The organism is Indolivaga capnocytophagoides DSM 22835 (genome assembly GCF_000426485.1).
Lineage (GTDB): Bacteria > Bacteroidota > Bacteroidia > Bacteroidales > Dysgonomonadaceae > Dysgonomonas_A > Dysgonomonas_A capnocytophagoides.
This window is the reverse complement of the sequence record NZ_AUFL01000008.1, coordinates 29,917-42,345: the sequence shown is the minus strand read 5'-3', so window position 1 is coordinate 42,345 and position 12,429 is coordinate 29,917. Positions and strand designations below refer to the sequence as shown.

The window sequence follows — 12,429 nt, the reverse complement described above, 5'->3', positions numbered from 1 at the left end:
TTTGTCAGTATATTGAGAGAATTGAGAATGTGAATGACAAAATCGATACTTTAAATTATGTCAGGTCTATGCTACATGAAATTAGTCCGATGAAGCATCACCCTGTAGATTTTGTCGCTTGGGAAAAATCAGAAGATGTGGAAGGGAATGATTACAATCCCAATAGTGTAGCCCCTCCTGAAATGAACTTATTAATTACCTCTATAGAAGAAGACGGTTATACAATGCCTATTGTCGGCAGTCCCGAAAAAGGAACAATCCGTATTGTGGACGGATTTCACCGCAGAAAGGCGGAACAGAGTTCAAAGAAAATAAGCGGGAGTACACTCGGCCGGCTTCCGGTTACTTATATACGCGAATCTAAACGGGAATTAAGTCAAAGGATGGCATCAACAATACGCCATAATAGGGCAAGAGGGACTCATGATATAACGCTAATGTCAGAAATTGTACGGGAATTAATTACTTCAGGAAAATCAGCAGTCTGGATTTCCAAGCATATAGGCATGGATATAGATGAGATCCTACGCTTGAAACAACTCACAGGAATTGCAGAATTGTTTAAATCAAGGGAATTCTCAATAAGAAATATTAACGATAAATAATAATATTATGATTAGAGTTTTGATGATTCTCAAAAACATCTGATTTTGATATCAAAATAAAGTCAGTGAACATCGAGCCTAGTCTCAAAACTTTAGCTTTTTTTGATGAGATACAGTTTAAGAAACTCATCACAGAAAACATAAAAGATGAGTTCAACAACGAAAAACAGGAAATTATAGAAACAATATCATTTAAATATAATCACCTACTATTCAACATCTTTCTTTAATTTTATTTGACTTTCTATTTTAGAAGAGTTAATGCTTTAAAATCAAAGCCAGTTCTCCTAAGTGTTTGTTTTTAAGATGATCATTATTTATGATTTTACAGTATAAAGGTCTCTTTTCGAAAATAAATAATATATTTGTAATAAATATTCTCAGGGAAATTACCTTCTTTTATTATATATAATACATATATTTGCCCTTCTTATGTGTGCGTACACATAACTGGTTAAATAATTTTATGGAAAAAGATCAAAAAGGAAATATACGAATTGTTGATATAGCAAAGCTTGCCGGTGTATCAGCCGGTACGGTCGACAGAGTATTACATAAAAGAGGCTACGTTTCGGAAGAAAAGAGAGAAAAAATAGAGAAGGTTCTTAAAGAGATCAATTATGAACCCAATATGGTCGCTCGCTTTCTCGCTTCTAAAAAGGTATACAATCTCTGTGTAATTATACCTAAGTATACCAGTGGAGATTACTGGGAACAGGTATATGGCGGTATAAACCTTGCCATTTCCGAATTAAAAAGTTTTAATGTATCAGTTGAATACCTGCTCTTCGATCAGCAGGACACCAAATCTTTCATGGAAATAACGAAAGATATGATGGGGAAAGGATACGACGGAATACTTATAGCTACATTATTTGGAGACAAAGTAACGGATTTAGCGAAATCACTCGATGAAAAAGAAATACCATATGTTTTTATAGATTCCAATATACCGGGGCAGAATAATCTCGCTTATTTCGGGGCAGACTCTTTTATCAGTGGATCCATTGCAGCCAAATTGATGGTGAAAGAAATAGGCAATAATGCTGATATAATTATCGCCCATATAAAAAATACGGATAAAGGCACATCCACTCAAATGCAGGGGAGAGAACAGGGATTTATGGATTATTTAAAGAAAATCCAATTTTCAGGTACATTCCATCATATAGAAATAGATCCGGAAGATTATATAAAGGCAATAAGAATAATAAAAGAAATATCACAGAGCTCTGCATCTTCGGTAGGAGGCATAGTCTTCAACTCTAGAATATATGAACTTGCATTTCTTTGTAAGAAGCTGAGTGACCCTCAAAACAAGATCATACTGCTTGGATATGACTCTATTGAAAAAAACATGAATGCTTTAAAAGAGAATCTTGTCTCATTTCTTATTGCTCAACGACCAGGTTTGCAAGGCTATGACGGCATCAAAGCTTTAAGCAATTATTTATTATTCAAACAGTATCCCGAAAAATTAAACTATATGCCCCTTGATATATTAGTAAAAGAGAATATAGATTATTATAATAATTTCAGACTATAAGTATTATAATTAAGGTCACATACCTATTTATAGCTTTGGCAAGTGTAATGATCTGAGGCTGTTATAAACTAAAAATATATCATTAGATACTTTCATTTACTTATAAGGTAAATATCAGAACGTCTTCTATGATAGAAACAAGCTTCCTTTATTTTACTTACCAAGTTAAAGACTTAATAAGTCTATTGCATAGAATATCAAATCATACAATAAAAGCTCTCTACAAATGGAAAACAATTTATTTGACATCAAAGGAAAAGTAGTAGTTATCACCGGAGGATATGGTGTATTAGGATCCAGCATGGCTGAATACCTGGCATCGAACGGAGCCAAAGTAGCAATACTGGGACGCTCTCTGGACAAAGGTGAAGCATTAGCTAAAAACATCAGAGAAAAAGGATATGACGTTACATTTTTCAAATCGGATGTCATGGATCAGGCAAACCTTGAATGCTGCAAAGAACAGATAATCAAAAAATACAACAAGGTAGATGTACTGATCAATGCAGCCGGAGGTAATATGCCAGGAGCAACAATTCCTCCCGATAAAACAATCTTCGATATAGATATCAATGATTTCCGTAAAGTTGTCGATCTCAATCTTTTCGGAACAGTAATCCCTACTCTGGTATTTGCCAAAGCAATGGTTAAACAAGGCAAAGGCAATATTATCAACATAGCCTCAATGTCTTCATTCCGACCTCTGACAAGGGTTATGGGATATGGCGTAGCCAAATCAGCAGTAGCAAATTTCACTAAATATATGGCAGGCGAACTTTCTCTGAAGTTTGGAGACAAATTCAGGGTAAATGCAGTAGCTCCGGGATTCTTTATTACAGAACAAAACAAAAATCTGATGCTAAATCCCGATGGATCTTATACCGACCGTGCAAAATCGGTTGTAGCCCATACTCCATTCAAGCGCTTCGGTGAAGCTAACGAACTGCTAGGATCTATTCATTATTTGGTTAGTGAGGCTTCAACATTCGTCAACGGATCCATTGTTGTTGTTGACGGAGGATTCGATTCATTCTCTATCTAAACTTGTATTATCAACAATTGACTAATATAAACACTGTAATCACTAAACACTTTTAAGGTCTCAGACCTGTTTATTGACTTTGTAAGCATAACAGCAGGAGCAGAGTATTGCTTCAGAACATGTCTTTAAATACGCTCTGTAACTTATCTATAATAAACAATAAATCATGATACTAAGCGAACAAACATGGAGATGGTACGGGCCTAACGATCCGGTAAGCCTGCTTGATATAAAACAAGCAGGAGCAACAGGTATTGTTACCGCCCTGCATCATATAAAAAACGGAGAAGTATGGACTATTGAAGAAATTCAAAAGAGAAAAGTTGAAATAGAAGCAGCCGGACTTACATGGTCGGTTGTCGAAAGTATTCCTGTACATGAATATATTAAAACACAAGAAGGAAACTACAAAGAGTTCATCGAAAATTACAAGCAAAGTATCCGCAATCTGGCTCGATGCGGTATAATGATTATAACCTATAACTTCATGCCGGTGTTGGATTGGACTCGTACCGATCTGGCGTATACCATGCCGGATGGTTCGAAAGCTTTACGATTCGAAAGAGCAGCTTTTCTAGCTTTCGACTTATTTATCCTTAAACGACCAAATGCCGAAAAAGATTATTCGCAGGAGGACATAGCTAAGGCGAAAGCTAGATTTGAAAATATGGACGAAGCCGAAAAGGATCTGCTTGTTCGTAATATGATAGCAGGATTACCCGGAGCGGAAGAAAGCTTTACCCTTGAAGAATTCCAGAGACAGTTGGACAGATACAACGGTATAGATGCTGAAAAGCTTCGCTCCAACCTTATATACTTCCTTAGCGAAATAGCACCTGTTGCTGATGAAGTAAACGCTAAACTTGCCATCCATCCTGATGACCCTCCGTTTGCGATACTAGGACTGCCACGCATACTCAGTACAGCCAGCGATTTTTTCAAATTAGTTCAGGCAGTACCCAATGATTCAAACGGTCTATGTTTTTGTACGGGATCATTCGGAGTAAGAGCTGATAACGATCTGCCTAAAATGATATTACAGTTCGGAGACCGCATCAATTTTGTACATCTTAGATCGACACAAAGGGATGAAGAAGGTAACTTTTATGAAGCCAATCATCTCGAAGGAAATGTTGATATGTACAATGTAATGAAAGGCTTTCTTGAGATTCAGCAAAAAAGACATATTTCGATCCCATTCCGGCCTGATCATGGTCATCAAATGATAGATGATCTAAACAAAAAAACAAATCCCGGATACTCGTGCATCGGACGCTTACGCGGACTTGCCGAACTGAGAGGGCTTGAGTTAGGTATAGCCAATAGTTTGTATAAATAAGGTCTCAGAGTTATTTATGGCTTTGACAAGTATAGTATCCTAAACTTATTATAACTTGAAAATATATCATTAAATACTTTCATTTATCTAAATAACAACAAAAGCAATCTTTATATGATTGCTTTTGTTGTTATTTAAGCGGATATTTTTCTTTCTATTTTATCTATAGAAAAACGATCTTTAAATAGCTGGAAAATTTTAAAAAAAAGGTATTATCCGAAAAAATGCAATTTCACTGTAACCTTTGTAACCTTTTTCGGAATCTTTTTGTAGAGGCGTAAATTATACGCCAGAAATAAAAACATAGCAGGCTATCTTATCTAACAGGTAAAAGTACCATTCGAAGAGTGAACATAAAAGATGTGACCTTTGTTACCTTTTCAAAAGAAAATATCCTATAAACATTTAATAAAAAACAAATTACAAGGAGAACCATCGAAATTCATTTCCCATTTCTGATTGTAACCTTTTGTTCCCCTCCAGCCATAACCTACTGATTATTTTATAATCTATTCTGCTTTTCGGATAATACAATAATGCTATATTTATCATTCTTAATCAGAATGATTCTACATAATTTTGCTATCTTTGCCTAACATTGAGGGCTTTTTGATAATAGGTCGAATAGGTTTCAACAATCAACTTTAGCTATTGATGGATTCAACCCTTAAAACGACACTGGTATTTGAGTAACAATAGTAGTAATGATTAACTGAAAAGAAAATATGCTTGCATTTGTCAATTGGGATGTTAATCCTGAACTAGTGAATCTATTTGGCCGAGAAATCCGTTGGTATGGCCTTTGCTGGGCTGTAGGTATTCTCTGTACATCGTATTTCATCCGAAAAATGTATGAGTATGAAAAACAACCGGAAAAATTATTCGACCGGCTGTTCTTATACGTAGTTATCGGACTTATTGTCGGGGCTCGTCTCGGACATTGTTTATTTTACGACCCAGTACACTACCTGTCTCATCCTTTGGAGTTATTTAAAATATGGGAAGGCGGACTTGCCAGCCACGGAGGAGCTATCGGAATGACTTTGGCCGTTTGCTTTTACGCACAGTCTATTAGTAGACAAAAGATCAACTGGAAGCAGTTTTCAATTTTTGGTCTTATAGGTCTTTTATTAGGTGTCCGATTGGGTTATTGTTTCTTCGATGCACCTGAAGTGTATCTGCAAAATCCACTGAAGATATTTATGTTATGGGATGGCGGATATAGTACAATAGGCGCATTCTTAGGACTACTTCTCGGATTATGTGTGTATATGGTATACCTCACCCGCGAAATGACTATAAGTGTTTTGGATCGCTTAGTCGTAGGTGTTGCTATCGGGGCAGCTTTTATACGTATCGGTAATCTTATGAATTCGGAAATTTACGGTGGACCAACCTCTATGCCATGGGGATTCAATTTCGTAAGGGATAGAAATTGGCATTTACCTCTGGAGATGGGAGGAGCAGGAGAATTACCTTGTCATCCGACCCAACTCTACGAAGCCCTTATCTATCTTATTATATTCGGAGCCACTATGTACTTGTTTTATAAAACCAATGCCAAAGAAAAACGAGGGCTGATACTAGGCATTTCCCTGATAGGAATTTTCTTTTCGCGTTTCCTGATCGAATACATTAAATATGTACAAGAACCTTTCGAAATACAAATGAGAGATACAATCGGGATGAATATGGGACAGCTGCTTAGCTTACCGTTTATAATCTGGGGAGTATGCCTCATATACAACTCTTTGAAGACGAATAAACAAAGCACTCAAAAATAACACCGGATCTCAGATCCGTTTACCGCTATGGTAAATTCATATACAATTTGATCGCTATAACTTTAGAATACATTATAAATTCTTACTTTTACATATAACAGTATTATGTTAAAACCTATTCAAATAAAAGAAGATCTTTACTATATTGGTGTAAATGACAGGACAAAAGCATTATTTGAAAACCTATGGCCTCTTCCTAAAGGAGTATCTTACAATTCATACTTAATAGTAGATGAAAAGACCGCTCTGTTTGATACTGTGGATATCTGTTATTCTGATGTATTTTTTCAGAAATTAGAATCTGCACTGAACGGGAGAGCTTTAGATTATCTGATTATAAACCATATGGAACCCGACCATTCGGGATCGTTAGGCTTACTCAGATCTAAATATCCGAATGTAGAGATTGTCGGCAATAAAAGAACAGCCGATATGATTACCGGATTTTACGGTATTACAGAAGGTATTAAAATCATAGCCGACAAAGAAGAACTTGCTTTAGGCAAACATAATCTGGTATTTTACCTTACTCCGATGGTTCACTGGCCTGAAACCATGATGACTTACGACTCGACTGATAAGATCATCTTTTCGGGGGATGCTTTCGGTACTTTCGGTACATTAGACGGAGGCGTTGTTGACCAACAATTACATGCTGAACGCTATTATGATGAAATGATTCGCTACTATTCAAATGTTGTTGGTAAATTCGGATCTCCCGTTCAGAAAGCCCTTGAAAAACTGAGTGGTTTGCAAATAGATTACATCTGTTCTACACACGGTCCTGTATGGACAATGCCGGAGCAAATACAAAAGGTTATTTCTATTTATGACAAACTAAGTAAATACGAAGGAGACGAAGGTGTTGTTATTGTATATGGCAGTATGTACGGAAATACAGAGCAGATGGCCGAAACAATAGCTCACGAACTTGCTCAGCAAGGCATTAAAGAGATTGTAATGCATAATGCATCCAAGCGCGCTCATTCTTATATCATCCGTGATATATTCAAATACAAGGGTTTAATTATCGGATCACCTACATACAACAACCGCCTGTTCCCGGAAATAAGTGCTATACTGGAAAAGATAGAAGAACGGGATATGAAAAACCGTTACCTTTCTTATTTTGGTTCATTTACGTGGGCAGGAGCAGCAGTTAAACGCATTGCTAAATTTGCGGAAACAACGAATTTCGAAATTATAGGCGAACCGGTTGAAATGAAACAAGCCATGAATATTCCAACATATGAAGGCTGTATCAAGCTCGGTAAAGCAATGGCAGACAGACTGAAACAAGACAGATAAAGAGATAAATCAGTTATATATGATAAGGTCAAAGCGATATTCTTTGACCTTATTTTCTGAAAGAACTGAATCTTTTCTGTATTATAAAGATTATCTTTGATATACAAAACAGACAGTCTAAAATATGGAGTGGCATAAACTATTATCTTCAAAGAGATTCGGCATGGAAGAATACCATGACGACAGGCAGCACGATCGTTCTGATTTTCAGAGAGATTATGACAGGCTTATCTTTTCATCTCCATTCAGACGACTACAAAATAAAACTCAGGTATTTCCCCTTCCGGGAAGTGTATTTGTACACAATAGACTCACACATAGTCTCGAGGTTTCGACTGTCGGACGATCAATCAGTTTAATCGTATCCAAAGCACTCAACAAAAAGTATCCCGAATCGGATGCTGCTTTTGACGAATTAGGATCCATCGTTGCCGCAGCATGTCTTGCTCATGATTTAGGTAATCCTCCATTTGGTCATTCCGGAGAAAAAGCCATTGCGACGTATTTCTCTGAAGGAAAAGGACGTCCTTTATATCATGATATAATCAAAGAAGAAGGACGTTGGGAAGATTTTACAAACTTCGATGGTAACGCCAATTCCATACGGTTACTGATTCATCAGTTTGTAGGCAGGCGAAAAGGAGGCTTTGCTATGACGTACTCCATGCTGGCATCCATCATCAAATATCCGTTCTCATCGGAATTAGCTCATAACAAAGGTAAATTCGGCTTCTTCCAGTCTGAAGAAAATGCAGTAAAACAGATTGCCAAAGAATTGGGAATTCCGATTTTGCAGGAACAGCCGCTGAAACTGGCTCGTTATCCATTGGTATATCTGGTCGAAGCCGCCGATGATATCTGCTATAAAATCATGGATATAGAGGATGCTCATAAACTGCATATACTTACAACCGAAAAAACCATTGAACTATTCATGAACTTCTTCCCTTCTGAAAAACAGGAGAAGATGAAGAAGGTTATGGAGCACGTAAATGATGTAAATGAGCAATTGGCATACCTAAGATCAAATGTCATAGGACTACTTGTTAACGAATGTGCACAGGTCTTTATCAACAATGAAGAAGCAATATTGGAAGGTCGTTTTAGCGGTTCTTTAATCAAGTATATTTCAGATTTACCCTCTACGGCTTATAAAACCTGCACAGAATACAGCATCAAATATATATACCGGGCTAAGGATGTTTTGGATATAGAACTTGCCGGACATCGCATCATAGGAATACTTTTAGACGCTCTGATGGATGCTATCCTGAATCCGGATAAGGCATATTCTCAATTACTCCTCAGACGTGTTCCCGAACAATATGAGGTTCACGATAAATCACTATATATCAAAACACTCGCTATACTAGACTATATTTCGGGTATGACTGATGTTTATGCGCTGGATTTATACCGAAAAATAACAGGCATGAGTTTACCTGCTGTTTAAATTATCTTCGTGATGCTGGATAATATTCCTCATTTGAGGAATCATATAAGTATCATCTACAGCAAAATAGACTTTCTTCCCCAAATGTCCATTCGCTTCAATAAGATTTCTGTGCATAACCTTATTTATAGACAAGGCGATTAATTCCGTACAGTAGATTTTAGAATCATCATCACTATTGAAATCAAAGTCAAACTGTCTGTTATCTGACAAATATTTTAGTGCTGTAATAACAATACTGTCTCTGACCTCTTTAATTGTATCGAGGCGATATACACCCCAAGTAGTAATATCTTTCAGAAAGAACTGTAAACTTTCCTTTTTCACCCCGCCTATACCGGTGAATTCACTAGCCTCAGAATGAATGACAAATATACTATCACCGGAAACAGAAACTATACCGGCATGAGAATATAGCTGTTCTTTCTGAGATGTATTCTTGAAATACCCCGAGAAGAAACCATTTCCATGCCGGTATATTATATCTCCGTTTTCGAGCAGTAACACCTTACGTTCTTCAACTCCGTTTTTTTGAGTTGGAGAAGAAGTGCAGCTCGATATACAGATTAAAAAAAGTACAACAAACAGGTTATTTACCCATCGATACTTTCCACTCACCATCTTGTTTCACTAAGTTTAGGACATCTTCATCACCTTTAGGTGTTTTATAAGTAACCCAGGCGATGCTGTCTCCTTCGATAGAGTCTTTTACCATTTCGAACTTGTAATCAGGAGTTGTCGGCATTTTATCGGCTCCTCCCATACTGCTAACCATATCTAGTAATGCTCCGGTCTGAGGTGTCGTATATTTCTTAGCTTCAGTAAAGTCTCCTTTAGCCATTCCTTCAGTAAATCCTTTGGCTGCACTTTCAGGCCCTTTACTACATGCCACAAATACAAACGGTAATAATAGAATAAATAGTTTTTTCATTTTATAGTTATTAAAGAGTAATTTCTCCGATTAAAGCGACAAAGATAATACTTACTATTATCATTGCTGCTTTTTCATTTTACTTTCATAGACAATAGCATCCACAGCCGCAACCGTAGCCAAGTTTACAATATCACGCACAGAGCTCTCAATATCGGTAAAATGCAACGGTTTGTTCAACCCCATTTGAATAGGGCCTATTGTTTCTCCGGAAATTCCCAGATCAACTAACAAACGGCTTATTATATTAGCAGAACTCAAATTCGGAAAAATGAGAGTATTCACATCTTTGCCTTTTATCTTATTGAATGGGAACATCTCGTCTCTAAGTTCTTTTCTTAGAGCAAAATTCACTTGCATTTCTCCATCAATCGCAATTTCGGGATGATTTGCATGTATATAACGAACAGCATCCGCAATACTCTGGGGGCTTCCATTGTTATCTGCACCAAAATTAGAGAAAGACAGCATTGCCATGACAGGATCGTGATTAAAAAACTTCACTGCATAATTGGTTAATTTAGCAATATCAATCAATGCATCTGTATCCGGCCATCTATTAATGAGAGTATCTGCCAGAAAGAAAGTCCCCTTTTTTGTTTGCACAATGTGCATGGCTCCAAAGTGTTTTGTTCCAGGACGTAAACCAATTACTTCAATTGCTTTCTGAGCAAAATCCTGATAATGACTGTAAACTCCGGTTATAAGAGAATCTGCATCCCCGGTTTCTACCATCATCATTCCAAAATAGTTACGATCATTCATCTTCTCAAATGCTTCGAGATGAGTAACACCCTGTCTTTCGCGCTTATGAGACAATATAGCAGCATAATCCTCTCGTCTCTTATCTTCACTTATCGCTCTGTGGTTCACAATTTCAATACCCTCCAGATTCAGATCATGTTCTTTTGCTATATTCAGAATACGTTCGGGGTTACCGATCAATATTGGATGACAAATTCCGTCATGAGCACAAATAACTGCCGATTTTATCATGTTGATATGGTTGCCCTCGCAAAAAACAATACGTTTTACATGCTTCTTAGCCAAAGATGTAAGTTGCCGTACCATCTTATTACTGTAACCCATCATCTCTGTCAACCGATTTTCATAAACAGCCCAATCGGTTATAGGTCTGCGAGCCACTCCGGAATCTATCGCAGCCTTAGCCACAGCCATAGAAACACTTGTCAGCAATCTCGGATCAAGAGGTTTTGGTATAATATAGTCCCGCCCGAAAGTTGTCCGTTGTAAGCCATAAGCTGCATTCACGACATCCAATACCGGCTCTTTCGCCAGATCAGCGAGCGCACGTACAGCGGCCAGTTTCATTTCTTCATTAATACCTTTAGCTCTTACATCTAAAGCACCTCTGAATATATAAGGAAAACCTAGTACATTATTCACCTGATTGGGATAATCGGAACGTCCGGTTGCAAAAATAACATCTTCACGAGCCTGCATTGCATCCTCATAACTGATTTCGGGATCGGGGTTAGCCAAAGCAAATACAATCGGGTTGCTGTTCATAGATTTCAGCATATCAGGAGTAACAACACCTTTTACCGAAAGCCCTAAAAAGACATCAGCATTTTTCAGAGCATCAGCAAGAGTCGCAAGGGGTTTATCCGTCGCAAAAAACTTTTTCTGTTCATTCAGGTCTGATCTTTTTGTAGAGATAACACCTTTACTATCGCACATCACTACATTTTCTTTCCTTACCCCCAAGCTCATATACAACTTAGTACAAGCTACAGCTGAAGCCCCTGCACCATTTACAACAACTTGTACTTCTTCTATATTTTTACCAACTATACACAAAGCATTTAACAAAGCTGCTGACGATATAATTGCTGTACCATGCTGATCGTCGTGCATAACAGGAATATCCAGTTCCTCTTTCAGGCGGCGTTCTATTTCGAAACATTCAGGAGCTTTTATATCCTCCAGATTTATTCCTCCAAATGTGGGAGATATAGCTTTTATGGTTTGAATAAACTTATCAGGATCTTTCTCATCAACTTCAATATCAAAAACATCAATTCCGGCAAAAATCTTAAACAGGAGACCCTTTCCTTCCATTACAGGTTTTCCGGCTAAAGCACCAATGTCTCCTAAACCTAACACGGCTGTACCATTGGAGATCACAGCAACCAAGTTGCCTTTAACTGTATAATCGTATGCTGTTTCGGGATTCTTCTCTATCTCGAGACAAGGTTCAGCTACTCCGGGAGAATATGCCAGAGCCAGATCTGTTTGTGTACTGTATGGTTTGGTCGGAACCACCTCTATTTTTCCGGGTTTACCTTTCGAATGATAAATCAAAGCCTCTTCTTTTGTTACTTTTCTCATAATCCGTTATTTGAAATTGAGTTTTAAGGTCTCAGACCTTTTGTTATTTTGGAAAGCTCGAATGCAACT

10 protein-coding genes are annotated in these 12,429 nt (G+C 37.4%); 7 read left to right on the top strand and 3 right to left on the bottom strand.

The features are described from left to right. Nucleotides 1-89: 89 nt before the first annotated feature. The 7 genes from K322_RS0103430 to dgt all read left to right on the top strand — a co-directional run bounded on the left by K322_RS0103430 (nt 90) and on the right by dgt (nt 9,077). Nucleotides 90-605 (top strand): ParB N-terminal domain-containing protein, encoded by a 516-nt coding sequence (locus K322_RS0103430; RefSeq protein WP_221406994.1) that lies wholly within the window; start codon nt 90-92, stop codon nt 603-605. Between the two features lie 466 nt (nt 606-1,071). Beyond that, the gene (locus K322_RS0103420; RefSeq protein WP_026625624.1) at nt 1,072-2,151 is read left to right on the top strand and encodes a LacI family DNA-binding transcriptional regulator; all 1,080 of its coding nucleotides are present in this window, start codon (nt 1,072-1,074) and stop codon (nt 2,149-2,151) included. Between the two features lie 226 nt (nt 2,152-2,377). Beyond that, on the top strand, nt 2,378-3,193 hold the full coding sequence (locus K322_RS0103415; RefSeq protein WP_026625623.1) for an SDR family oxidoreductase: 816 nt from the start codon (nt 2,378-2,380) through the stop codon (nt 3,191-3,193). 166 nt (nt 3,194-3,359) lie between these two features. Then, the gene (gene uxuA, locus K322_RS0103410) at nt 3,360-4,532 is read left to right on the top strand and encodes a mannonate dehydratase (RefSeq protein WP_026625622.1); all 1,173 of its coding nucleotides are present in this window, start codon (nt 3,360-3,362) and stop codon (nt 4,530-4,532) included. 725 nt (nt 4,533-5,257) lie between these two features. Beyond that, nucleotides 5,258-6,316, top strand: a complete 1,059-nt coding sequence (locus K322_RS0103405) for a prolipoprotein diacylglyceryl transferase (protein WP_026625621.1) — start codon at nt 5,258-5,260, stop codon at nt 6,314-6,316. A gap of 105 nt (nt 6,317-6,421) precedes the next feature. Continuing rightward, entirely contained in the window at nt 6,422-7,624 is a 1,203-nt protein-coding gene (locus tag K322_RS0103400; protein ID WP_026625620.1) for an FprA family A-type flavoprotein, read from the top strand. A gap of 124 nt (nt 7,625-7,748) precedes the next feature. Beyond that, nucleotides 7,749-9,077, top strand: a complete 1,329-nt coding sequence (gene dgt / locus K322_RS0103395; RefSeq protein WP_026625619.1) for a dGTP triphosphohydrolase — start codon at nt 7,749-7,751, stop codon at nt 9,075-9,077. Here the strand turns inward: dgt and K322_RS20100 are convergent. The 3 genes from K322_RS20100 to K322_RS0103380 are packed head-to-tail and all read right to left on the bottom strand — an operon-like array spanning nt 9,063 to nt 12,360. Then, the gene (locus K322_RS20100; protein WP_051290609.1) at nt 9,063-9,698 is read right to left on the bottom strand and encodes a YiiX/YebB-like N1pC/P60 family cysteine hydrolase; all 636 of its coding nucleotides are present in this window, start codon (nt 9,696-9,698) and stop codon (nt 9,063-9,065) included. The genes dgt and K322_RS20100 overlap by 15 nt on opposite strands. Beyond that, a complete protein-coding gene (locus K322_RS0103385) occupies nt 9,667-10,008 on the bottom strand; it encodes a DUF4878 domain-containing protein (protein WP_026625618.1) in 342 nt (113 codons plus the stop codon). Before K322_RS0103385 ends, K322_RS20100 begins: the two co-directional genes overlap by 32 nt. A gap of 60 nt (nt 10,009-10,068) precedes the next feature. After that, nucleotides 10,069-12,360 (bottom strand): NADP-dependent malic enzyme, encoded by a 2,292-nt coding sequence (locus tag K322_RS0103380; protein WP_026625617.1) that lies wholly within the window; start codon nt 12,358-12,360, stop codon nt 10,069-10,071. Between the last annotated feature and the right edge of the window lie 69 nt (nt 12,361-12,429).

Bases quoted from the DNA above. Each gene is read 5' to 3' on its own strand.
- K322_RS0103430 (WP_221406994.1), top strand. From the start codon at position 90: ATGAAGCATCACCCTGTAGATTTTGTCGCTTGGGAAAAATCAGAAGAT.
- K322_RS0103420 (WP_026625624.1), top strand. From the start codon at position 1,072: ATGGAAAAAGATCAAAAAGGAAATATACGAATTGTTGATATAGCAAAG.
- K322_RS0103415 (WP_026625623.1), top strand. From the start codon at position 2,378: ATGGAAAACAATTTATTTGACATCAAAGGAAAAGTAGTAGTTATCACC.
- uxuA (WP_026625622.1), top strand. From the start codon at position 3,360: ATGATACTAAGCGAACAAACATGGAGATGGTACGGGCCTAACGATCCG.
- K322_RS0103405 (WP_026625621.1), top strand. From the start codon at position 5,258: ATGCTTGCATTTGTCAATTGGGATGTTAATCCTGAACTAGTGAATCTA.
- K322_RS0103400 (WP_026625620.1), top strand. From the start codon at position 6,422: ATGTTAAAACCTATTCAAATAAAAGAAGATCTTTACTATATTGGTGTA.
- dgt (WP_026625619.1), top strand. From the start codon at position 7,749: ATGGAGTGGCATAAACTATTATCTTCAAAGAGATTCGGCATGGAAGAA.
- K322_RS20100 (WP_051290609.1), bottom strand. From the start codon at position 9,698: ATGGTGAGTGGAAAGTATCGATGGGTAAATAACCTGTTTGTTGTACTT.
- K322_RS0103385 (WP_026625618.1), bottom strand. From the start codon at position 10,008: ATGAAAAAACTATTTATTCTATTATTACCGTTTGTATTTGTGGCATGT.
- K322_RS0103380 (WP_026625617.1), bottom strand. From the start codon at position 12,360: ATGAGAAAAGTAACAAAAGAAGAGGCTTTGATTTATCATTCGAAAGGT.